The following is a 21,429-nucleotide window of genomic DNA, read 5'->3' as shown; positions in this document are numbered from 1 at the left end:
CCGGCCGTTCAGACGCCGGCGATGTGCCGCACCGCGTCGAGGTACGGCATGTTGATGGCGGCGTCGGCCACGGCGCGGACGACGGGCTTGGCGTTGAAGGCCACCCCGATGCCCGCGGCGCCGAGCATGTCCAGGTCGTTGGCGCCGTCACCCACGGCGATGGTATGCTCAAGGGCGATGCCCTCGGCGGCCGCCCATTCGCGGAGGTATTTTTCCTTGGCGGCGCGGTCGATGACGTCTCCAAGGACCTTGCCGGTCAGGGCTCCGTCCACGATCTCCAGCTCGTTGGCAATCCAGTAGTCCATGCCGAGGTCCTCGGCAATGGGGCGCAGGATCTGGTTGAAACCGCCGGACACCACTGCCACGGCATGGCCTGCGGCCTTGAACGCGGCTACCAGCTCCGCGGCGCCCTCGCTCAGCTTCACTTCCGCCCAGACGGAGTCGACGACGGCCGCCGGCAGCCCTGCAAGGACGGCCACCCGGGCGTGAAGGCTTTGCGCGAAGTCGAGTTCGCCCCGCATGGCGGCTTCGGTGACGGCGGTGACTTCGTCCCGCTTACCAGCGTAGGCGGCGAGGAGCTCAATGACTTCCTGCTGGATCAGCGTGGAGTCGACGTCCATGATGAGGAGCTTGCGCTCCGCCTTCCGGAGTTCAGCGGGGACGATGGCGGTGTCCACACCGGTCCGCTCCACGTTCTCCTTCGCGGCGGCAACCGCGTGCCGCAGTCTGGCGATGTCCGCCGCGGAGCCCGACGGCACGGAAAAGTCCAGGGTGCAGACCTCGAAGCGTCCGTCGCCTGCCCCGGAGGCTTCACCGAAGGTGGCGCCTGAGTCCGCCAGCAGGGACCGCAGGTTTTCCGGTTCCGTGGAGGACAGTTTCAGGCCATAGCTGACCGCAGTCACGTTCGAAGTCATGGCTGCAATCTTATCCAGCGCGGCGCCACCGCCCGAATCCGTTGCGCAGCAGTGCACCATCCACTTCACCGCAGCGGTCCCAGCCGGGTCCCAGTTAACGTCCAGCCAACCCGGAGGCCGATCCGGCAAAATAGTCCGATGATCCTTGCCCTGACTGCCCGCCTGCGCCCGGCGCCCCCGCTGAGGGCGTCGCAGCATGTACTTTTCTGCTGGGCCGGGGCTCTCCTCGTGGTTGGTGACGCTGTTTTCTGGCTCATGTTCGCTGCCGTCCAGTCGGACTCGGGGCTGGCCGCCATGGACGGTCCGGTGCACAGCCTGATGGTGGATTCCCGGAGTCCCGCCGCCACCGCACTTTTGGCGGGACTGACAATCGTGACAGCGCCGGAGGTCCTGACCGTGATCGGCGCTGTGTTTGCCCTCGTGTGGGTCGTCTGGAGGCGCGAATTGTGGCGCCCCGCTGTGCTCATGGGCGCCATGGTGCTGGCCGTGGTGGTGACCACCCTCATCAAGCAGCTTGTCAGCCGGTCCCGCCCGCCGTCGTCGGACTTCCTGCTCGGCCCAGACGACGCGCTCTCGTTCCCGTCGGGCCACACTGTGGGAATCGGGGTGTTCACGGTTGTGCTCGCCTACCTGGTCTTGTCACGGTCCGGCACGCGTACGACGGCGGTGCTTGGGTTCTCTGCTGCCTTTGGCGTTGTAGCGCTGGTTGGCCTAAGCCGGCTGTATCTGGGCTATCACTGGCTAACCGACGTCGTGGCTTCCCTCGGGGTCGCGCTGGCTGTTGCAGCGGTGGCGGTGTTCACGGACGCCGCCCGGCATGGTTCTGCGAAAAACCGCTCCGGGGCGCTCAACGGCCGGGCCGCGACCACTTTGCCGGCTGCTGATCCGTCAGCTCCGGACGCGCAGGCGTAGCAGCGCCACGGCTGCGGCTGCAACCGCTGCAGCAGCCAAGGCGCTGACGCCGGAGTAGCCGGTCAGGCCCATAATGGGTCCCGCCGCTGCGCTTCCCACCGCACCGGCCAGGGACATGGTGGCGTCCGAGAACCCCTGGACGGGAATGCGCTCCGCAGGCGTCAGGGAGGCAACAAGCAGGGTGGAGCCGGCGACGGTGGTCGCCGACCAGCCCAACCCGAGCAGGACCAGCCCGACGGTGACCGAGCCCATACTCTGGGACGCCAGTCCGGTCAATGCTGCAGCCGCGAGCAAAGTAAGCAGGCCGGCCAGTGCAGTGGTGCGAGGTCCGAGCCGGTCTGTGAGGGCGCCCATCAGCGGTGACAGAGCGTACATGCCCGCGATGTGCAGTGAGATGGTGAGACCGATCAGCGCGATGGTGTCGGGGTTCCCGGCAGAGTGTCCTGCGTGATGCTGCATATGCAGCGGCGTCATGGACATGACGGCGACCATCACCGCGTGGGCCGCAATGACCGCCATCACCGCTCCGCGGGCGGCGGGGTGTTCCCTGACGATACGCCAGCTTTCCCGCCAGGCACCCGAGCGTTGTGCGGCGGGAAGGAGGTCTTCCCCGTCGAGGCCGCGCCGGGTCAGGAGCGGGTCCGGGTGCAGGGTCAGCGCCACGATGGCAGCGCCCACCACCATCCCCAGCGCGGAAATCAGGAAGGGTCCTGCAGCAGGTGGAATGTCCAGCCAGCCTGCAAGGGCGGCTCCGGGAACCACCATGTTGGGCCCTGCGACAGCACCGATGGTGATTGCCCAAACCACGAGGGACAGGTCCCGCCCCCGGTGGGCGGGCTCGGCCAGGTGGGTGGCAGCGAAGCGGGCCTGCAGGTTCACCGCTGAAGCCAGGCCCACAAGGAAGGCCCCGCCAAGAAGGAGCACAAACAGTTCCGTGGTGACGGCGGCGACCATCAGGAAGGTGCCGGCGATCGCCGCGGCCAGGCCGGTGGTGAGGGCCACCCGGCGTCCCCGCTGCAGGGCCAGTCGGGAGAGCGGTATCGCCGTGGCTGCGGTGCCGAGGGTGAGGGCTGTGTTGTCGGACCCGGCCCACGCTTCGGAGCCCGACAGGTCAACGGCCAGGATGGAGCCCAGGGCCAGGGTTGAGCCGTTGCCCAGCCCGGAGAAGAGCTCGCCGACGGCCCGTTGGCCGAGGGCGTGCGGCGCGTGTTTCTGACCACGCATGACGGCATGCTCCCGCACCTGCATTTTGCGGACGCCAGCGAAACCATGGTTGAAAGAGTGCGTGCGGTGACCGCCGGCGGACTGGCCATCTTCATGACCGAGGCGGCCGGTGAACGGCTTGGCGTCTGCGCCCTGCGGGACTGCGGCCGCGTATTTGCCGACACCAGCCGTGGCGGCAACCGTGCGTACTGCTCAGCCCGGTGCGGCAACGCCGATGCCGTGCAGCGCTATCGCGGCCGATTGCGGGCCGGTTATCAGTCGCAAGGTGTTTTGTCCTAGTGTCTACTTCTATGAGTGATGTTCTTGAAATGGCCGCCGTCAGCGTTGTGCGCGGAGCCAAAACGCTCCTGAGCAAGGTGGACTGGCAGGTCAGTGAGGGCGAGCGGTGGGTCATCCTCGGCCCCAACGGCGCCGGCAAGACCACTCTGCTGCAGATCGCTGCCGCGCGGCTCCACCCGACCAGCGGCATCGCCGGCATCCTGGATGAAAGCCTCGGAAAGGTGGACGTCTTCGAACTGCGGCCGCGGATCGGCCTTTCCTCGGCCGCCCTGGCCAACCAGATCCCCGAATACGAGACGGTGCTCAACGTCGTCGTCACTGCCGCCTACGGCGTGACCGGCCGCTGGCGCGAGGGCTACGAGAAGGACGACGAACGCCGTGCGTTCGCCCTCCTGAACGACTGGGGCATGGGCCCGCTCCTGAACCGCAAGTTCTCCACGCTCTCCGAGGGTGAACGCAAGCGCGTCCAGATTGCCCGGGCCCTGATGACCGACCCCGAACTGCTGCTGCTCGACGAGCCTGCCGCCGGCCTGGACCTTGGCGGCCGCGAGGACCTTGTCCACCGCCTTAGCCAGTTGGCCATGGACGAGGACGCCCCGGCGATCGTGCTGGTCACTCACCACCTTGAAGAAGTCCCGCCGGGCTTCACCCACGCCATGCTCATGCGCGACGGCGAAGTGGTGGCTGCCGGCCCGGTGGAAGAGGTACTCACCTCGGGCAACCTGAGCGAGACCTTCGGCCTGGCCCTCGACGTCTCGGTGAACGCCGGCCGTTACACGGCAACCGCCCGCCGCTAGCGGCGCGGCCGGCACAGCGTGGAGTTTTTCAGCAGCATCCTTGTCTTCTTCGCTGGCCTCTGGGCCGGCACCATCAACAGCGTCGTCGGGTCCGGAACCCTTGTAACCTTCCCGGTGCTGATCGCCCTGGGCCTAGCACCGGTGACGGCCTCCATGAGCAACGCCATGGGCCTCGTCGCGGGAGGGGCGGCGGGCGCGTGGGGTTACCGCCGCGAGCTGAAGGGCCGCGGCCGTCAGCTCCTGCGGCTGCTCCCGGCGTCCCTGCTGGGCGGTATCACCGGAGCCTGGCTCCTGCTCCACCTGCCGGAGAAAGTCTTCCACTACGCGGCGCCGGTGCTCATCGTCCTGGCCCTGCTGATGGTGGTGTTCCAGCCCAGGCTTCAACGGTGGGTGCGGAACCGTGAGGAAAACCCCGAGCATGCCCTGCGCGACAAGCACCACGGCATTTTGCTGGTGGTGCTGGTCTTCCTCGCCGGAGTTTACGGCGGCTACTTCGTCGCGGCACAGGGAATCCTGCTGGTGGGCATCCTCGGCGTGTTCATGACGGGCACCATCCAGAACGCCAACGCCATGAAAAACGTCCTGGTGCTGGGCGTGAACCTGATCGCGGCCGCCTCCTATCTGCTGTTTGCCTTCGACCGGATCAACTGGGCAGTGGTGGCCATCATCGCCGTCAGCTCCCTCATCGGCGGCCTCGTCGGCGCCAAGGTGGGCCGCCGGCTATCGCCGCCTGTACTGCGCGGCGTCATCTTTGCACTCGGCCTGGTAGCGCTCGGCTTCCTGGTTGCGAACCTGCTCAAATGATTGATGAAATGCAAGTGATTCTCGAAATGACCGCCCGGTGACTTTCCACTATCTAGGGTCGGCCGCGGATCCACGGGTTGCCGACTACACCCAGCTGACGGATGTCCACCTGCGGAAACTCCGCGAACCCGCCGAGGGCATGTACATCGCCGAATCCTCCCGCGTCCTGCGGCGCGCCCTCGCCGCCGGGCACCGGCCGCGGTCCTTCTTCCTCGCCGAGAAATGGCTTCCGGACCTCGAGGACATCTTCGAGCAGTACCCTGACGTTCCCGCCTACATCGGCAGCGCCGGCCTCCTGGAGGAAATCACCGGATTCCACCTGCACCGCGGAGCCATGGCGGCCATGCACCGCCCGGCGCCGGTCCCGCTGCCGGAACTGTTGGCCGGCGCCCGGCGGGTGGCCGTACTGGAGGACATCGTGGACCACACCAATGTGGGGGCCATCTTCCGGTCGGCCGCTGCGCTGGACGTCGACGCCGTCCTGGTCTCGCCCCGCTGCGGCGACCCGCTGTACCGCCGCAGCGTCCGCGTCAGCATGGGCACTGTCTTTCAGGTGCCCTGGGCCCGACTGGACAGCTGGCCGCAGGACCTGACCCTCCTCAAGGAACAGGGCTTCACGGTGGCAGCCATGGAGCTCACCGACGACGCTGTCGACCTGGACGAGCTGGCAGCAAGCAACCCACAGCGGCTCGCCCTGGTGCTGGGCACGGAAGGTGCCGGCATGAGCGCAGAGACGCTGGCCGCCGTCGAACTCGCCGTGAAGATCCCGATGCGCGCGGGCGTGGACTCGCTCAACGTCGCGGCGGCGTCCGCCGTCGCCTTCTGGGAGCTGCGGCCGCGGGCCTAAACTCGCCAGAACGGCGGTTCGTTAGTACCTTCAGCATCGGCTATGATTGATAGCTGGTTCCCCTGTGTTTTCCACCATCCTTCCGGATGGTCAATGCACGAACGGAAGCCATCCCATTCATACCTGGCAGCTGGCAAAATCCAGTTGCGTGAACAAAGGCCCCATTATGAAGTCGAACACCCACCCGAAGTACGAAGCTGTTGTTTTCAACGACCTGGCCTCCGGCACGAAGTTCCTGACCCGCTCCACCGTGTCTTCCTCGAAGACCATCGAGTGGGAAGACGGCAACACCTACCCGGTCATCGACGTCGAAATCTCCTCCGAGTCCCACCCGTTCTACACGGGCAAGCAGCGCATCATGGACTCCGCTGGCCGCGTCGAGCGCTTCAACGCTCGCTTCAAGGGCTTCGGCGGCAAGAAGTAATTCACTTCTCCCCAAGGTTCTTTGGAAAGCCCGCACCGGCAACGGTGCGGGCTTTTCGCGTTTGTGGGGCAGGATGGGAGGCATGACTGCCACGCCAATATCTGCAGGGGGAGAGACGGCCCCCGGGCTGCACGGTGAGTACAAGGTCCCGGGCGGCAAGCTCGTGGTGGTGGACCTCGACGTCGTAGACGGCGCCTTGACGGACGTTTCCCTCAGCGGCGACTTCTTCCTCGAACCGGACGAGGCCCTCCTGGCCATTAACGGCGCCTTGGGAGGACTGCCGGAAAGTTCGACGGCGGCCGACATCGCCACCGCCGTGGAGGCCTCTCTCCCAGAGGACGCCGTGCTGTTCGGGTTCTCGGCTGACGCCGTCGCCATCGCCGTCCGCAGGGCGCTGGCCAAGGCCACCGCGTGGACGGACCACCACTGGCACATCATCGCGCCCAGCGTGCTGCCCACGCACCTGAACGTGGCCCTGGACGAGGTACTGACCGAGGAGGTCGGCGCCGGCCGCCGCAACCCCACCATCCGTTTCTGGGACTGGGAGGAACCGTCGGTGGTGATCGGCAGCTTCCAGTCCTACCGCAACGAGGTGCATCCCGACGGCGTGACCCGGCACGGCATCACGGTGGTCCGCCGCATCAGCGGCGGGGGAGCGATGTTCATGGAGGCGGGCAACTGCATCACCTATTCGCTCTACCTGCCGCAGACGCTCGTGGACGGGATCAGCTTCGCCGACTCCTACGCGTTCCTCGACGCGTGGGTCATGGCCGCCCTGAAAAAGCTCGGCATTGACGCGTTCTACGTCCCGCTGAACGACATCGCCACCGGCCAGGGCAAGATCGGCGGGGCGGCGCAGAAGCGGCTCGCCAACGGCGGCATGCTCCACCACGTGACCATGAGTTACGACATCGACGCCGACAAAATGGTGGACGTGCTCCGGATCGGCAAGGAAAAGCTCTCGGACAAGGGAACCACCAGCGCGAAGAAACGCGTGGACCCGCTGCGCCGCCAGACCGGCCTGGCCCGGGCGGAGATCGTTGCGGCCATGATGGAGGTGTTCGCCGAACGCTACGGGGCCACACCGTCGCAAATCACGGCGCAGGAGCTGGAAACCGCGCGAGAACGCGTCGCATCCAAGTTCGGCACGGACACATGGCTGCACCGGGTCCCCTGACCCCATCGGCTGCTCCGTAGGTGCCCTTTTGGGCCGTCATAAGGGCGGTTACGGAGCACTCGATGGGGTTTTCACCGACAGTGCCTGCGCGGCCAGCGAGCGGTGCAGGTGGCTCCGCTGCTCGATGATGATCCGGCGCAGGGCACGCGGCGCATCCTGGTGCTCTGAAAGCCAGCGGTCGGTGCGTGCCACCACCGGATGGTCCTCCGGGGTACCTGCCGGGCCCAGATCCCGGACGGCAGGGTAGAGGCCGCGGACGATCCGGCTCGCAATTTCGATGCTCCGCTTCGCCCACACAGTTTCCAGACACTCGAAGTAGGGCTCCACAAACGGGTCCAGGAGTTCCTCGGCGGCGGTGTTGAACCCGGCAATGGTCGCGCTGAGCAGCTGGTTGGAGAGCTGCGTCCCGCGGACCGCTGCCTCCCAGGCCGCGGCCTTGACCGCCGCCTCAGGCCGGGCTGCCAGCGCCGTGGCATGGCCTGCCCGTCCGGAGGCCGTGGTGTCCCTGGCCAGCTCGGCGTCGAACTCCTGCTTCGTGGCCAGGCCACGGGCCGCCAGGGCGTGCCACAGGCTCCAGCGGAGCTCCGCGTCGACGGACAGCCCGGGAACCCGCTCGCTGCCGTCCAGCAGCCCGCGAAGCAGTGACGCCTGGCTGCCCTCTGTGCGGCTGACCGTGGCAAGTGTCCTGGCCCAGGCAAGCTGCTGGTCGGAACCCGGCTCCGCCGCCCGCAACTCCCGTGCCGCGCCCTCGGAAAAGGACTTCCGCATGGCTTCGCGTTCCCCGGCCGGCATGTACTGTTCAAGGGCCATGGTGGCGTTGCCCAGGATGTTCAGCAGGACGCCGATTCCGGACTCGGCGGCAGCGAAGCGGAGGACGGCGTCCACGTACTGCGAAGCCGGTGAAATGCCGTCCCGGGCCGAATTCCACAGCGCGGACCAGCACAGGGCACGGGCCATGGGGTCGCTGATCCGGTCCAGGGAGGAACGGACGGTGGCCTCCGAGACGGGATCCAGCCGCACCTTGGCATAGCTCAGGTCCTCGTCATTGATCAGGAGCAGGGCCGGTCGGCGCATCCCGGACAGGGCGTTGACCTCCTGGGCATCGCCGGCCAGGTCAGTCTCCACGGAGTCAGCCCGGACCAGCATGCCGGCGGCGTCGAAGTTGTAGAGCCCGATGCGCAGCCGGTGCGGGCGCGGCTCCTGCCGGCCGGTCACCGGATCAGGCGCGTCCTGCAGGAGGGTGACCCGCTCCAGGGTCTCAGTTCCGTCAGCCGTTTCAGCCGTCTCCAGCTCGGCGCCCAGCGTGGAAATGCCCGAGGTCTGGAGCCACTGCCGGGCCCACGTGGTGAGGTCGCGTCCCGAGGAAGCTGCCAGTGCGCCGAGCAGGTCCGCCAGTGTGGTGTTGCCGTACTCGTGGCCCCTGAAGTACCGCCGGGAGCCCGCAATGAAGGCATCGAAGCCGACGTAGGCCACGAGCTGCTTCAGGACGGAGGCGCCCTTCGCGTACGTGATGCCGTCGAAATTCTGCTTGGCCGCCTCGAGGTCCGGGATGTCGGCCACGATGGGGTGGGTGGTGGGCAGCTGGTCCTGGACGTAGGCCCAGGCCTTGCGGTTGTTCGCGAAGTTGACCCAGGCGGTGTCCCAGTCTGTGGCGCGGTCCACGCCGAGGGTGCCCATGTAGTCCGCGAATGATTCCTTCAGCCACAGGTCGTCCCACCACTGCATGGTCACGAGGTCGCCGAACCACATGTGCGCCATCTCGTGCAGCAGGGTGTTCGCCCGGCCCTGGTACTGGGAATCGGCGGCCCGTGAGGTAAACACGTAGTTTTCCGTGAAGGTGACCAGGCCCGGATTTTCCATGGCTCCGAGGTTGTATTCGGGCACGAAGGCCTGGTCGTACTTGCCCCACGGATAAGGGTAGTCAAACAGCTGGTTGAAGAAGTCCAAACCCTGCTTGGTGAGCCTGAACAGCTCGGCTGTGTCGAACGAGGGCGCCATGGAGGCCCGGCAGTAAAGGGCCAGCGGCACGTCAAGGCGGGTCCCGCCGTCGTCCGTCCTGCTCCAGTGGTCCTCGGCCTTGAAGTAGGGACCGGCCAGCACCGAGGTGATGTAGGTGGACATGGGCAGGGTGGGGGCGAAGTCCCAGCGGGACGCCGCGGCGTCCTCCGCCAGCGGCAGGCGTGCTGCCTCGGCGCCGTTGGACGCCACCTCCCAGCCGGCCGGGGCAGTGACGGAGAAGGTGAACCGGGCCTTCAGGTCAGGCTGTTCGAAGTTCGCGAAGACCCGGCGGGCATCGGCTGGTTCGTACTGCGTGTACAGGTAGCACTGGTTGTCGGCGGGGTCGAAGAACCGGTGCATGCCCTCGCCCGAGCTGCTGTAGAGGGCAGTTCCGGTGACCGTCACCTTGTTCTCGGCCTGCAGGTTGTCCAGCCGGATCCGTGCGCCGTCCACCACGTCGGGAACCGGCAGCTCGACGCCGTTCAGGACCACGCTGTGGACGTCACCGGCAATGAAGTCCAGGAAGGTGGATGCTCCCGGCCTCGCTGCCGAGAAGGCGATGGTGCTGCTGCTGGCGTACCCCGCCATGTCCGGATCCGGTGCGCTGCGGACGTCGAGCGAGACGTCGTAGCTGTGGGTGGTGACCAGGGCGGACCGCTCTGCCGCTTCGTTGCGCTGGAGGTTCTGATTCGACACCACGCTATTGAATCACGGGGGCTCCTGCACCAAGAGCAGCTATTGCAGCATGAGCGGCTCCTGCACCATAAGCGGTTACTGCACTATGAGCAGCGCGGCGGCCAGCCCCAGGACCGCGATCAGCAGCCATGCCGCCAAAGCGGCCAGCACGGCGCGGGCCCCGGTGTGCAGCAGGGTGCGGATCCGCACCGCCGAGCCGAGGCCAAACAGGGCAGCGCCCAGCAGCACGTCCTGCAGGCCGGCCGCTGCCTCCAGCCAGCCGCTGGAGAGCCAGCCGCTGGAGCGCAGCGCCACCATCACGATGAACCCGACGACGAACAGCGGGACAAGCGGCGGCCTGCCCGCCGGAGCGCCGTCCCGGCCGCCTGCCTTCCGGCGGTGCCCGATCCGCTGCTCTGCCCCTGCCATGGCCACCATCGGCGCCAGGAGGATCACGCGGGTGAGTTTGACGACGACGGCGAGGGCCAGCGCCGCCGGACCCGCGGTTTGCGCCGTGGCCACCACCTGCCCGACGTCGTGGACCGAGGCTCCGGTCCACGCGCCGAAGGCCTCGGGGCTCAGCTGCAGCGGGTGGACCAGCAACGGGAGCACGCCGATGGCCAGCGTGCCGCACAGCGTCACGAGCGCCACGGGCAGAACCGTGTCCCGGTGGCTGATCCGCCTTACCGCGGCCATCGCGCCGATCGCCGATGCACCGCAGATGGAAAACCCGGTTGCGATCAGCAGCGCCGTGTCGGCGGGCAGCCGGAACAGCCGGGAGATCCCGTAGGTGCCTGCGAAGCTGGCCACCACCACCGCCGTGATGAGCAGGAGGGCCAGCCAGCCGAGGCCCAGCACGTCCGAGAGGCTCACTTTCAGTCCCAGGAGCACGATGCCGCCGCGCATCAGGTGCTTGCCGGCGAAGTCCAGCCCCGGCCGGGCGCGGCCGGCCGTCCACACGGCCGTGCCGGGAAGGTTTGCTGCCAGCAGGCCAAGCACCACGGCCAGGGTCATGGCCGGAAGCGCGGGCACGGCGGCGTGTATTGCGAAGGCGAAGGCCAGGGCGACGACGGCGGTCAGCAGGCCGGGCAGAATCCGGGTAAAGTTCTGATGCGTCATCCCGCGCAACTGCGACAGCAGCGGCGGCGGGAGTCGGAAGTCTGGCACCTCCCAACCTTGCCGGACGCCGCCGCCAAAGACCAACCGGAAGCCCGCCAACACGCCAGGGCGGGACGGGAAATGAATTCGCAACAAAAAGGTGGTTGGCTATTGACCATGTCTGACCTATTCCAGGATTACTCTGAGGCTGCCGGCCGCACCGGCGCCTACGACGAGATGTTTGCCCCCGGGCAAAAGGCACGCCAGTCGTATGGCCAGGTGGCGGGTGCCCTGCGGGAGCTGTCCCTGGCAGACGTCAGCGCGCGGGCGGACTCGATGGCGAGGACGTTCCTGGACCGCGGTGTGACCTTTGACTTCGCGGGGGAGGAGCGCCCGTTTCCGCTGGACATCGTGCCGCGCGTCATCCCTGCCGACGAATGGGACGTGCTGGAACGCGGCGTCGCCCAGCGCGTGCGCGCCCTCGAGGCGTTCCTGAACGACGTCTACGGCAAGATGACAGTAGTGTCCGACGGCGTGATCCCGAGGCAGCTGATCACCACCAGCGCGCACTTCCACCGCGCCGTGCATGGTTTCGAACCGGCCGGCGGGGTGCGGGTGCACATCTCCGGCATCGACGTGGTGCGTGACGCCGCCGGAACGTTCCGGGTCCTGGAGGACAACGTCCGCGTGCCCTCGGGCGTGAGCTACGTGCTGGAGAACCGGCGTGCCATGGCAAAGGGCCTGCCGGAGGCCTTCGGCCAGCAGCTCATCCGCCCGGTGGAGGAATACCCGCGCCGGCTGCTTTCGGCGCTGCGCAAGACGGCGCCGTCGGGCGTGGACGACCCCACAGTGGTGGTGCTGACCCCCGGCGTGTTCAACAGCGCGTACTTCGAGCACACCCTCCTGGCAGGCCTGATGGGCGTGGAACTCGTGGAGGGCCGCGACCTTATCTGCCGCGGCAACCGGGTGTACATGCGCACCACCGCCGGCGAACAGCGCGTGGACGTGATCTACAAGCGCATCGACGACGACTTCCTCGACCCCCTGCAGTTCCGCTCCGACTCCATGCTCGGCTGCCCCGGCCTGGTCAACGCCGCCCGCGCCGGCGGCGTCACCATCGCCAATGCGGTGGGCAACGGCGTAGCGGACGACAAGCTCGTCTACAGCTACGTCCCGGACCTGATCCGCTACTACCTCGGCGAGGAACCGGTGATCGCCAACGTCGACACCTTCCGGCTGGAGGAGAAGGAAGCCCGCGAGCACGTCCTGGACCGCCTCGACGAACTCGTGGTCAAGCCGGTTGACGGCTCCGGCGGCAAGGGCCTGGTGATCGGCCCGGACGCGTCCAAGGAAGAGCTTGAGGCGCTGCGCAAACGCGTCATCGCCGACCCGCGCGGCTGGATCGCGCAGCCGGTGCTGCAGCTGTCCACCGTGCCCACGCTCAGCGGCGACAAGTTCGGGCCCCGGCACGTGGACCTCCGCCCGTTCGCGGTCAACGACGGCGACGACGTCTGGGTGCTGCCCGGCGGGCTCACCCGCGTGGCCCTGAAGGAAGGATCGCTGATCGTGAATTCCAGCCAGGGCGGCGGGTCGAAGGACACCTGGGTGCTGGCAGGTTCCCCGCAGGTACCGGTTGAACGGCTGCCGCAGCAATCGATCACCGTCCGTGAGCGGGTTTCCGTGTGGCCGGTCGAGAGCAACTGGCGCGATCGGCAGTCGGAGCAGCAGCAGCAGCAGATTTCTGACGCGCAGGAGGTAACCGCGAATGCTTAGCCGAATTGCCGAGTCTCTGTTCTGGATCGGCCGCTACGTTGAACGGGCCGATGGCACGGCCCGCATCCTCGACGTCCACCTGGAGCGCCTGAACCATCTGCCCACGGAGGAGCGGCGCAGCGTTGCCCGCGAGCTGCTCGGGGTCATGGGGGCGCGCCCGCAGAGCGAGGACTTCGGCCTGGAGGAACTGCTCCACGCCCTCGCCTACGACAAGCACAGCGCCACGTCGATTGCGGGGTCCCTCGGCGCCGCCCGCGAGAACGCCAGGCGCGCCCGCGAGACGGTCTCGTCCGGCCTCTGGGAAAGCCTGAACACCACTTACTACGGGCTGAACCAGCACCGCAAGGACGTGGTGGGCACCTACCGCTTCTGCCACTGGGTGCTCGAGCGCACCGCCATGGTCAGCGGCCTCGCCGACACCACCGTCAGCCACGACGACAGCTGGCTCTTCCTGGCGCTGGGCCGTTCGCTGGAGCGGGCCGACATGACCGCCCGGATGCTGTCCACCCGCGACGTCCTCTCCGCAGGAATGTCCTGGGTGAACATGCTCCGCTGTGCCGGCGCCTACGAATCCTTCCTGCGGACCCGCCGCGCGGCCTTCGGCGACCAGCACGCGGCCGAGTTCCTCCTGCTGGACCGGCTGTTTCCACGGTCCATCGTTTACGCCCTGAGTGACGCCGACGAGTGCCTAGCCAAGCTGGACCCCTCGGCCCAGCGCGTCGGCTTCATCAACGACGCCCGCCGGATTGTGGGCCAGGCCCGCACGTTCCTGGAGTTCCACCGCACGGATGACCTCATGTCCGAGCTTCCGGAGCACATGGAGCGCGTCCAGAAGGCAGTCGCGCAGGCGTCGGACGCCATTTCCCGTAAGTACTTCAATCAGGCGGATGAACTGGCCTGGGTGGGAGAAGTTTCATGACCCGGCTGAGCATCGTCCACAGGACAGGCTACAAGTACAAGCAGCGCGTCACCCTGTCCTACAACGAGGCCCGCATGACCCCGCTGACGGACCCGCAGCAGGTGGTGCTGGAGTCCTCCATGAAGGTCACGCCGTCGCAGGCTGCGGTCAGCAGCTACCGCGACTACTGGGGAACCCGCGTCACCGCGTTCGACATGCAGATGCCGCACGAGCACCTGGAAGTCCTGGCCACCACCACCGTTGAGGTCCACCGGGCCGTGCGTGTCCCGTCTGAGGCCGACATCGTGGGGTGGGACGACCTCGCCTCCCCGGAGACGCTCAACCAGTTCAGCGACTGGGCGCCGCAGTCCCAGCTGACCGGACCGGGGGAAGAAGTCCTGGCCATCATTCCGGGTGTAGTCAAGGTCAAGAATCCGCATGAGGCAGCCCTTGCCATCTTCGCCTGGATGCGCGGCGAGATGACCTATATGAAGGGCACCACCGGCGTCACCACCAACGCCGAGGAAGCCTGGACCCAGCGCCAGGGCGTGTGCCAGGACCTTGCCCACCTTGCCATCGGCGCCCTGCGCAGCTGCGGCATCCCGGCCCGGTACGTCTCCGGTTACCTGCACCCGCGGTCGACGGCGGACATCGGCGAGACGGTGGCCGGCCAGTCCCACGCGTGGCTGGAATGGTGGGACGGCGAATGGCGCAGCTGGGACCCCACCAACCACAAGCCGGCCGGCGACTTCCACGTGACGGTGGCCCGCGGCCGCGACTACCGGGACGTGCCCCCGCTGAAGGGCATCCTGTCCGGCGGCGGGGGCTCGAACCTGAGCGTGAGCGTGGAGATCACCCGCCTGGCCTAGGCGCACGGTCCGGGGCTCTACTCGAGAGTCACTCCGGCGAAGACTTCACCGCGCCGCTGAGCTGGGTCCACCAGGTGAGCGGCGCGGTAACCTTGAAACGCCTGCCGGTGATCGAGTACGGCGTGATGCGGATGAAGTGGTCCTTCTGTCCCGCCTGCCACGGGAAGAGGTAGAGCGAGGCGGAATCCAGCACTTCCTCTATTCCGGTGACGGGTGCGGCCTTGCCCTTGACCACGACGCTCCAGGCCAGCCCCGAAACGGCATCCACGCCGTCGGCCTCCAGCGCCACCGGGGCTTCGCCCAGCGCGCCGCCAAGCTTGGTTCCCGTGCCTGTCCGGAACACCAGCGTTCCGTGGTCCACCGTGTAGTTGAGCGGGAAGATGTCCGGGTGGTCTTCCACCCACACGGCGAGGCGGCCCACCGAAACCTGCCTCAGCAGGTCCCAGCACTGCCGGGATTCGAGATGTTCCACCGGCTCCGGCGAGGGGCCGGGTGACGCGTCAGCTGCCATGCACCAGAGCCTACGCCGGAGCCAGCTGTCCTGCCAGAGTCCGCGTTGACTCATAGAAAACCTCCGCGTAGCCGGATACGTTGCCTCGTTTGAAAACCTCCGCGTAGCGGCGTGGTTGAGGGTGTTGGCAGCGCCGGCTACCTCTCCCTGCTCTTCCTCGTCGGCGTACTCATCATGGTCTTCATCGACTCACCCCTGACCCTCATGGTCACCCTCATCGCCATCGCCCTCATGGTCGCCGGCTGGTACGCCTGCCGCAAACGCATCCACGAGATCGCCGAAGCCCGCGAAGGCTTCACCGGCATGTCCCCCGTCATAGCCAACCGCCCCACCCCGGGCTCCGCTGACCGGATCTAACCCGCAACCCACCCCTGCAGCTCAGCCCGGCCTGAGCGCGAACGGACACTTGAGGCCCCAACCCGACGGCCCCAAGTGTCCGTTCGCACTTAAGCGTGCCTAGTTTTCGGCTGTTGACCGCTGTTTGGGGCGGGAGTAGCTTACGACTAGCCGCGCCAAACCTCGGGCGCCGGCCCTAACCCGTCGACACGGGGGCCAGCCTCGTATCTGAATCACGCCACGGCAGACCGCACGACGCTGCCACCCTGCCAAGGTGCATCCGGTCTCCGCCGCTGTGGACGCCCCCCGCCGGGCCCGTTGCCCCTGCAGGAGGGCCGCCCGCACCGGCTGCAAAACCAGCCGCCAGCGCGGCCGTACCACTGCCGCGCCCAGTGTCCGGGCGTACGGCCCTCGGACGAATCGGAGCACTCCATGGACAACAACTCCTTCCAGGCCTTGCAGGAAAAAGTACGGGGCCAAGTCATCACGAGCGACCACGCAGACTATGACGCCGCGCGGGCGGTTTTCAACGGAATGATCGACAGACGCCCTGCGGCCATCCTGCGTGTGTCGCAGGTCGCGGACGTCATTGCGGGCGTGAATTTTGCGCGCGACGCAGGCTTGGATCTGGCGCTACGCGGCGGCGGCCACAGCGCGCCCGGTTTCGGGACACATGACGGCGCCCTCGTCATCGACTTCGCAGGCTGCCGGGGGGTGCGGGTCAACCCTGTGGATTCCACGGCCCGGGCTGAAGCGGGTACGACGTGGGCAGACTTTAACCACGCCACCAGCGCTTTTGGGCTGGCCACCACGGGTGGCATCATCGGATCCACGGGCGTTGCGGGACTGACTCTGGGCGGAGGCATCGGCTATCTCGCGCGGAAGTACGGGCTGTCGTGTGACAACCTGAAATCCGCGGACGTGGTGACTGCCGACGGGAAATTTGTGGTCGCCAGCGCCACGGAAAATGAGGACCTCTTCTGGGCTCTGCGCGGCGGGACGGGCAACTTCGGCGTCGTGACTTCCTTTGAGTTCAACGTGCACCCCGTTGATGTTCTCTACGGCGGAGTGATTATTTACCTGCTGGAACATGCCGAAGCAGTGGCCGGGCTCTTCAGGGAGTACATCGCCACGGCACCGGAGGAAATGGGCGTGTTCCTCGGCTTCCACCAGGGTCCGCCGGTCCCGTTCCTGCCTGAGGAGTATCACGGAAAGCCCGTGGTTGTGCTGGTGGGCGGCTGGGCAGGCCCTCACAACGAGGGTGAGCGTCAATGGCAGCCGTTCCTTGATGTTGCTCCCGTCGCCGGCTCCTTTCTAGGTCCCCTTCCCTACACGGTTCTCAACACGCTCTTCGACCCCATGTATCCGAAGGGCCTGCAAGCCTACTGGAAGTCCGAGTTCCTGCCCGCCATAACCGATGACGTTGTCAGTGTCGCCAAGAAGTTCGGGGAGGGCATTCCCAGCGTCCAGACGGCAAACCACTTCTACCCGATGAACGGTGCCGTCCAGCGGGTCGGGCGGGACGAGACCGCATTCCCGTACCGGGACGTCAACTTCGCCGTGGACATCGCCTGCCATTGGGAGGATCCGGCCCACAACGAAGCCAACACGAAGTGGGTGCGCGAGTACTATGCCGAGCTCCACCCCCTCGGATCCGGTGCAGGCTACGTGAACTTCCTCGATGCCGACGACCAGCCGCACATCGAGGACACGTACGCAGGGAACTACTCCCGGCTCGCCCAAGTGAAGGCCAAGTACGACCCCGGCAACCTGTTTCACATCAACCAAAACATCAGGCCGGCCGGATAATCCTGCCAAGTCCACGCATTTTTGCACCGCTTTCCCGTGCCGGCTGAACCTTCGGCCGCGGCAACGCGGGCGCGCACACTCGGGGGTACGGTGAAAGTGGTGCAGAAATGCCAAGCGCCCTACGGCGGGCAGGTTCCTTCTGCCGCCATTCGGCCTACCATGGAGGCATCCGGGGCGAGGCCCGCGATGAGTGGCGCCTCCGCGGTGCGTCGAAGGGCCGGACGAATGGACGTCGTTGTCATCGAAACCCCGCAGCTCGGGGACCGTAGCTACTTGGTTCATGACGGCCGCGTGGCGCTGGTGGTTGATGCCCAGCGGGACACGGACCGCATCGAGGAGGCCGCGAGGAATGCCGGCGTGCGGATCACCCACGTCGCCGAAACCCATGTCCACAACGACTACCTCACCGGCGGCCTGATCCTCGCCCGCGCCCACGGTGCCAAATACCTGGTGAACGCCGCGGACCAGGTGGCGTATGAACGGGAGCCTGTTGAGGACGGCCAAACGATCCAGATCGGCGGGCTCACACTCCGGGCAGTGGCCACTCCCGGGCATACCCACACGCACCTGTCCTACATCGTCACGGACGGTCCGGGCCGGGCCGTGTTTTCCGGCGGCAGCCTGCTCTTCGGCTCCGTGGGCCGCACCGATCTTCTCGGTCCCGGAGACACCGCGGGGCTGACACGGGACCAGTACACATCCGTCCACCGGCTCGCCGACGAGGCCGGACCCGATGCTGCCCTCTACCCCACCCACGGATTCGGCTCGTTCTGCTCGGTCGGACCCGCCGCGCATGCTGAGACGTCGACCATTGCGGAGCAGCGCGACGCCAACCACGCATTGGCGGACCCGGATCCCGAACACTTCGCGGCCGAGCTCATGGCCAATCTCTCCGCGTACCCTTCCTATTACGCTCACATGGCCCCCATCAACATGACCGGCCCCGAGCCCGCGGACCTGAGCCTGCGGGAGTCACTCGGCGCCGCTGAGCTGACGGAGCGGCTGGCGAACGGCGAATGGGTGGTTGACCTGCGCCACCGCGTGCTGTTCGCCAGCAACCACCTGCGGGGCACCGTCAGCTTCGAATACGGCTCGGGACGAAGCTTCAGTTCCTACCTCGGCTGGGTTCTCCCCTGGGGCGAAAAGCTGACGCTCGTCGGCAGCCGGGAGGATCTGCAGGACGCCATCCGCGACCTTTCCCGCATCGGCATCGACCGCCCGGCGGCCGCGGTGGGAACAGAACCCGGCGAACTGGCGCCGGGAGCCCCCGTCGCCTCTTATCCCCGGGCCGGCTGGCCCGCCGTCGTTCATGAAAAGCCCGACGGCGACCCCGTACTGGACGTGCGGCGCAGCGACGAGTTTGCCGCCTCGCACGTGGCAGGCGCCCTTAACGTGCCGCTGCACGAGCTGCTGGACCGCCTCGGCGAACTGCCTGCGGGGTGCCTCTGGGTGCACTGCGCCACCGGCTACCGCGCAGGCGTCGCTGCCAGCCTGCTGCAGCGGGCGGGGAAGGACGTGGTGCAGATCGATGCCCATTTCCGGGACGCCGCGGCCGCCGGGGTCCCCCTGCAGATACAGCCGCTGCAGCGGCAGTGACCGGCCTATCCGCGACCGGGGCATCCGGCCGGAGTTGCGAAGTCGAGGTTGCAAAGGAGAACAACGATGGATGCTGAAGGCAAAGTGGTTGTTGGCGTGGACGGCTCGGACTCCTCGGTTGAGGCCCTCCGCCTGGCGGCACGGTTGGCACCGGGCCTGGGTGCCCGCGTCCATGCCGTGGCCTGCTGGCACTTCCCGGAAATGTATGCCGGGTACATCCCCCCGGATTTCGAGGCGTTCGAAGCCTCGGCTGCCAAGGTCCTGGCCCAGTCCATCGACAAGGCATTCGGTCCGGACGTCCCGGAGACCCTGACCAGTGAGCTGGTGCGCGGTCCGGCACCGGCCACGCTGGTGGACGCGGCCGCCGGAGCCGCGATGCTGGTGGTCGGGCGCAGGGGCCACGGCGGATTCATGGGCCTGCACCTCGGCTCGGTGAGCACCGCCTGCGTCGCGCACACCGAGTGCCCGGTCCTGGTGGTGCACACCACGGATGACCACGAGCGCACCCACCATTTCCGCAGGGGCGCCGCGTCCAAGGACGCACACAGGGACGCACACAGGGACGCGTCCGTGGACGCAGCGAACCAATGACCCCTCCGCGTAACGCAACGCACCTGCAACCCCGTGCCGGCGCGCCATCGCCTATGCTCGGCTGAGCAGCTCACAACTGGCTCAACGTCGAACCACGGGAGAGAACCTCATGACCAACTGGCGGATCCGGGACTTCCACTCCGCGGACCTGGACGGCATCCTGCACCTCTGGGAGTCGCTGAAGGCCACCAACGTCGAGCCTGTCTACGCGCTCTCCGAGGTGCTGGCATCGTGCGAGAAGGACCATGCCGTGGTGGCCGTCCTCGGCGACCAGGTGGTGGGTGCCGCCGTCGGCCGTGCCGCCCATGACCAGGGCTGGGTCGTTTTCCTGGCCACGCTGCCGGAATTCCGCGGCCGGGGCATCGGCACTTCCCTGCTGGCCGCCGTCGAAAACCGGATGGCGCCGCACGGGCTGAACAAGCTTTCGGCCCTGATGCCCGAGTCGGAGACCCGGGTGGAGGCCTTCCTGAGCCGCGGCTTCGTGCTCAAGAAAAACCTGCGCTACTTCGAGCGCACCATCCCCGTGCAGCGGCAGGAACTCGAGCCGCTGGGCCTGCTGGGCGGCCGCATCCTGGCCCGGGACCTGTGGGAGAACGTGGCCGGGATGCGCCGGGAGAAAGAGCTCCTGGAGCGCCGCCTGGTCCTCCCGCTGGCCGAGGCGGACCTCGCCGACGAGTTCGGTGTGGTGCCGCCGCGGGCCGTGGTGCTGTTCGGGCCCCCAGGGACCGGCAAGACCACCTTCGCCAAGGCCATCGCCTCCCGGTTGGAGTGGCCCTTTGTCGAAGTCTTTCCCTCCCGGCTGGCCTCCGACCCCAAGGGACTGGCAGGCGCACTGCGGGAGACGTTCCTGGAGATCGCGGAACTCGAGCACGCCGTCGTGTTCATCGACGAGGTGGAGGAGATCGCCTCCCAGCGCGCCGGGGACCCGCCGTCACCGCTGCAGGGCGTCACCAACGAACTGCTCAAGATCATCCCGGCCTTCCGCGAACAGCCCGGCCGCATCCTGGTCTGCGCCACCAACTTCATCCGCTCCCTCGACTCCGCATTCCTGCGGCACGGCCGGTTCGACTACGTGATCCCCATCGGCCTCCCCGACCGGCAGGCGCGCGAAGCAATGTGGCAGCGCTTCATCCCCGCCGCCGTCGTGGACGACGTGGACGTGGAGCAGCTCGTGGACCGGACCAAGGGCTTTTCCCCCGCGGACATCGAGTTTGCCGCGCGCAGCGCATCCCAGCGTGCGCTGGAAAAGGCAGTGTACGACGACGGCGGGCTGGCTTCCGGGGGCGGCGTGTCCGTCCGTGAGGCGGTCCGGAAGGGTCCCGCCACCCAGGACTACCTCGACGCCATCGCGGACACCCGCACCACCGTCAGCGATGAGGTGCACCAGGAGTTCCTGGAGGACATCGACGCCCTCGGCCGCGTCTAGCGCCGTTTAGACGGTTCCCTGCCGAATCGACCGCGGCAAACGTCTAGCATGCAGGGAACCGTCGAAATGGCCACTGGGAGAGGAGCAACGTGATCCTGTTTCTCACCATTGTCAGCGGAGTGGCCTGAACCGTCGTGTATGTCGGAGGCGGTCAGGCTGGGCACATCGTTCGCGGTGCAGCTGCTGTTCGTGGCCGAGTTCGGCTGGGACGACGCCACCAAGTACGCCGCATTCCTGCAGAACCTTCTGATGTCCGGTTTGTTCATCGCGATGTTAGCCTCGCGCGGCAGTGGCCGCGGCCAGTTGCTCGTCATCGCCGTGGCCAAGTGGATCGGCACCCTTGCCCCCACCATCGTCTACGGCGGGTACGGAAATTCGCCCCTGATTCTTGGCCTCGGCGGTCTGTGCAGCGTTTTCGACCTGGCATACATCGCCCTGCTCTGGCGGGCGCGTGGACGCGCTACTGTTTGA

Annotated in this window: 21 protein-coding genes; 16 read left to right on the top strand and 5 right to left on the bottom strand. The window is 67.3% G+C overall.

The features are described 5' to 3' along the window. Positions 1 to 8: 8 nt before the first annotated feature. The gene (gene serB, locus G9E11_RS03965; protein ID WP_190603073.1) at positions 9 to 914 is read right to left on the bottom strand and encodes a phosphoserine phosphatase SerB; all 906 of its coding nucleotides are present in this window, start codon (positions 912 to 914) and stop codon (positions 9 to 11) included. Between the two features lie 138 nt (positions 915 to 1,052). On the opposite strand from serB, the gene G9E11_RS03960 reads away from it, so the two are divergent. Then, positions 1,053 to 1,826, top strand: a complete 774-nt coding sequence (locus tag G9E11_RS03960; protein WP_190603072.1) for a phosphatase PAP2 family protein — start codon at positions 1,053 to 1,055, stop codon at positions 1,824 to 1,826. Here G9E11_RS03960 and G9E11_RS03955 read toward each other — a convergent pair. Beyond that, positions 1,803 to 3,050, bottom strand: coding sequence for an MFS transporter (locus G9E11_RS03955; protein ID WP_190603069.1), 1,248 nt, complete (start codon positions 3,048 to 3,050; stop codon positions 1,803 to 1,805). The two genes, G9E11_RS03960 and G9E11_RS03955, sit on opposite strands and share 24 nt — an antisense overlap. On the opposite strand from G9E11_RS03955, the gene G9E11_RS03950 reads away from it, so the two are divergent. The 6 genes from G9E11_RS03950 to G9E11_RS03925 all read left to right on the top strand — a co-directional run bounded on the left by G9E11_RS03950 (position 3,033) and on the right by G9E11_RS03925 (position 7,378). Next, positions 3,033 to 3,329 carry a CGNR zinc finger domain-containing protein gene (locus G9E11_RS03950; protein ID WP_311764285.1) on the top strand — a complete coding sequence of 99 codons (297 nt, stop codon included), beginning with the start codon at positions 3,033 to 3,035 and terminating at the stop codon, positions 3,327 to 3,329. The two genes, G9E11_RS03955 and G9E11_RS03950, sit on opposite strands and share 18 nt — an antisense overlap. An 11-nt stretch (positions 3,330 to 3,340) precedes the next feature. Next, positions 3,341 to 4,126, top strand: a complete 786-nt coding sequence (locus G9E11_RS03945; protein ID WP_190603068.1) for an ABC transporter ATP-binding protein — start codon at positions 3,341 to 3,343, stop codon at positions 4,124 to 4,126. 18 nt (positions 4,127 to 4,144) lie between these two features. Beyond that, the gene (locus G9E11_RS03940; RefSeq protein ID WP_190603066.1) at positions 4,145 to 4,930 is read left to right on the top strand and encodes a sulfite exporter TauE/SafE family protein; all 786 of its coding nucleotides are present in this window, start codon (positions 4,145 to 4,147) and stop codon (positions 4,928 to 4,930) included. A gap of 37 nt (positions 4,931 to 4,967) precedes the next feature. Then, on the top strand, positions 4,968 to 5,777 hold the full coding sequence (locus G9E11_RS03935) for a TrmH family RNA methyltransferase (protein WP_190603064.1): 810 nt from the start codon (positions 4,968 to 4,970) through the stop codon (positions 5,775 to 5,777). 166 nt (positions 5,778 to 5,943) lie between these two features. Continuing rightward, positions 5,944 to 6,201, top strand: a complete 258-nt coding sequence (locus G9E11_RS03930) for a type B 50S ribosomal protein L31 (protein WP_102973586.1) — start codon at positions 5,944 to 5,946, stop codon at positions 6,199 to 6,201. A gap of 82 nt (positions 6,202 to 6,283) precedes the next feature. Continuing rightward, complete coding sequence (locus G9E11_RS03925; protein WP_190603062.1) at positions 6,284 to 7,378, top strand: lipoate-protein ligase LplAB; 1,095 nt, start codon at positions 6,284 to 6,286, stop codon at positions 7,376 to 7,378. A 48-nt stretch (positions 7,379 to 7,426) separates the two neighbouring features. Here the strand turns inward: G9E11_RS03925 and pepN are convergent, their stop codons facing one another. Together pepN and G9E11_RS03915 are read right to left on the bottom strand one after the other, a co-directional pair. After that, complete coding sequence (pepN, locus tag G9E11_RS03920) at positions 7,427 to 10,072, bottom strand: aminopeptidase N (protein ID WP_190603061.1); 2,646 nt, start codon at positions 10,070 to 10,072, stop codon at positions 7,427 to 7,429. Between the two features lie 75 nt (positions 10,073 to 10,147). Next, complete coding sequence (locus tag G9E11_RS03915) at positions 10,148 to 11,170, bottom strand: YeiH family protein (RefSeq protein WP_190603059.1); 1,023 nt, start codon at positions 11,168 to 11,170, stop codon at positions 10,148 to 10,150. Positions 11,171 to 11,326: 156 nt separating this feature from the next. On the opposite strand from G9E11_RS03915, the gene G9E11_RS03910 reads away from it, so the two are divergent. From G9E11_RS03910 to G9E11_RS03900, 3 genes are read left to right on the top strand one after another with little or no spacing between them, the layout of a single operon-like run. Beyond that, positions 11,327 to 12,922, top strand: a complete 1,596-nt coding sequence (locus G9E11_RS03910) for a circularly permuted type 2 ATP-grasp protein (protein WP_190603058.1) — start codon at positions 11,327 to 11,329, stop codon at positions 12,920 to 12,922. Beyond that, positions 12,915 to 13,841 carry an alpha-E domain-containing protein gene (locus G9E11_RS03905; RefSeq protein WP_111904779.1) on the top strand — a complete coding sequence of 309 codons (927 nt, stop codon included), beginning with the start codon at positions 12,915 to 12,917 and terminating at the stop codon, positions 13,839 to 13,841. The genes G9E11_RS03910 and G9E11_RS03905 overlap by 8 nt, the downstream gene beginning before the upstream one ends. Next, positions 13,838 to 14,689 carry a transglutaminase family protein gene (locus G9E11_RS03900; RefSeq protein WP_190603057.1) on the top strand — a complete coding sequence of 284 codons (852 nt, stop codon included), beginning with the start codon at positions 13,838 to 13,840 and terminating at the stop codon, positions 14,687 to 14,689. Before G9E11_RS03905 ends, G9E11_RS03900 begins: the two co-directional genes overlap by 4 nt. A 28-nt stretch (positions 14,690 to 14,717) precedes the next feature. On the opposite strand, the gene G9E11_RS03895 is transcribed toward G9E11_RS03900, so the two are convergent. Further along, positions 14,718 to 15,200 (bottom strand): pyridoxamine 5'-phosphate oxidase family protein, encoded by a 483-nt coding sequence (locus G9E11_RS03895; protein ID WP_190603056.1) that lies wholly within the window; start codon positions 15,198 to 15,200, stop codon positions 14,718 to 14,720. Positions 15,201 to 15,311: 111 nt separating this feature from the next. Here G9E11_RS03895 and G9E11_RS03890 point away from each other — a divergent pair, with 111 nt between their 5' ends. The 6 genes from G9E11_RS03890 (at position 15,312) to G9E11_RS03865 (ending at position 21,429) form a co-directional block, all read left to right on the top strand. Continuing rightward, positions 15,312 to 15,557 (top strand): hypothetical protein, encoded by a 246-nt coding sequence (locus G9E11_RS03890; RefSeq protein WP_246468669.1) that lies wholly within the window; start codon positions 15,312 to 15,314, stop codon positions 15,555 to 15,557. Positions 15,558 to 15,968: 411 nt separating this feature from the next. Continuing rightward, complete coding sequence (locus G9E11_RS03885; RefSeq protein WP_190603055.1) at positions 15,969 to 17,345, top strand: FAD-binding oxidoreductase; 1,377 nt, start codon at positions 15,969 to 15,971, stop codon at positions 17,343 to 17,345. 225 nt (positions 17,346 to 17,570) lie between these two features. Then, entirely contained in the window at positions 17,571 to 18,941 is a 1,371-nt protein-coding gene (locus tag G9E11_RS03880) for an MBL fold metallo-hydrolase (RefSeq protein ID WP_190603054.1), read from the top strand. Positions 18,942 to 19,007: 66 nt separating this feature from the next. Then, positions 19,008 to 19,532: a universal stress protein gene (locus G9E11_RS03875; protein ID WP_190603053.1), complete on the top strand. Its 525-nt coding sequence runs from the start codon at positions 19,008 to 19,010 to the stop codon at positions 19,530 to 19,532. Positions 19,533 to 19,641: 109 nt separating this feature from the next. Then, a complete protein-coding gene (locus G9E11_RS03870) occupies positions 19,642 to 20,958 on the top strand; it encodes an ATP-binding protein (RefSeq protein ID WP_190603051.1) in 1,317 nt (438 codons plus the stop codon). A 138-nt stretch (positions 20,959 to 21,096) separates the two neighbouring features. After that, complete coding sequence (locus tag G9E11_RS03865) at positions 21,097 to 21,429, top strand: hypothetical protein (RefSeq protein WP_203219238.1); 333 nt, start codon at positions 21,097 to 21,099, stop codon at positions 21,427 to 21,429.

The sequence above is a fragment of the Arthrobacter ipis genome, assembly GCF_014694315.1.
In the GTDB taxonomy this organism is placed as follows: Bacteria; Actinomycetota; Actinomycetes; order Actinomycetales; family Micrococcaceae; genus Arthrobacter; species Arthrobacter ipis.
The sequence above is the reverse complement of the archived record's forward strand: the minus strand, read 5'-3'. Positions and strand labels throughout refer to the sequence as shown.

Coding starts and splice junctions, on each gene's coding strand:
- serB (WP_190603073.1), bottom strand. CDS start 914: ATGACTTCGAACGTGACTGCGGTCAGCTATGGCCTGAAACTGTCCTCC.
- G9E11_RS03960 (WP_190603072.1), top strand. CDS start 1,053: ATGATCCTTGCCCTGACTGCCCGCCTGCGCCCGGCGCCCCCGCTGAGG.
- G9E11_RS03955 (WP_190603069.1), bottom strand. CDS start 3,050: ATGCGTGGTCAGAAACACGCGCCGCACGCCCTCGGCCAACGGGCCGTC.
- G9E11_RS03945 (WP_190603068.1), top strand. CDS start 3,341: ATGAGTGATGTTCTTGAAATGGCCGCCGTCAGCGTTGTGCGCGGAGCC.
- G9E11_RS03930 (WP_102973586.1), top strand. CDS start 5,944: ATGAAGTCGAACACCCACCCGAAGTACGAAGCTGTTGTTTTCAACGAC.
- G9E11_RS03925 (WP_190603062.1), top strand. CDS start 6,284: ATGACTGCCACGCCAATATCTGCAGGGGGAGAGACGGCCCCCGGGCTG.
- G9E11_RS03915 (WP_190603059.1), bottom strand. CDS start 11,170: ATGACGCATCAGAACTTTACCCGGATTCTGCCCGGCCTGCTGACCGCC.
- G9E11_RS03910 (WP_190603058.1), top strand. CDS start 11,327: ATGTCTGACCTATTCCAGGATTACTCTGAGGCTGCCGGCCGCACCGGC.
- G9E11_RS03905 (WP_111904779.1), top strand. CDS start 12,915: ATGCTTAGCCGAATTGCCGAGTCTCTGTTCTGGATCGGCCGCTACGTT.
- G9E11_RS03900 (WP_190603057.1), top strand. CDS start 13,838: ATGACCCGGCTGAGCATCGTCCACAGGACAGGCTACAAGTACAAGCAG.
- G9E11_RS03895 (WP_190603056.1), bottom strand. CDS start 15,200: ATGGCAGCTGACGCGTCACCCGGCCCCTCGCCGGAGCCGGTGGAACAT.
- G9E11_RS03885 (WP_190603055.1), top strand. CDS start 15,969: ATGGACAACAACTCCTTCCAGGCCTTGCAGGAAAAAGTACGGGGCCAA.
- G9E11_RS03880 (WP_190603054.1), top strand. CDS start 17,571: ATGGACGTCGTTGTCATCGAAACCCCGCAGCTCGGGGACCGTAGCTAC.
- G9E11_RS03875 (WP_190603053.1), top strand. CDS start 19,008: ATGGATGCTGAAGGCAAAGTGGTTGTTGGCGTGGACGGCTCGGACTCC.
- G9E11_RS03870 (WP_190603051.1), top strand. CDS start 19,642: ATGACCAACTGGCGGATCCGGGACTTCCACTCCGCGGACCTGGACGGC.
- G9E11_RS03865 (WP_203219238.1), top strand. CDS start 21,097: ATGTCGGAGGCGGTCAGGCTGGGCACATCGTTCGCGGTGCAGCTGCTG.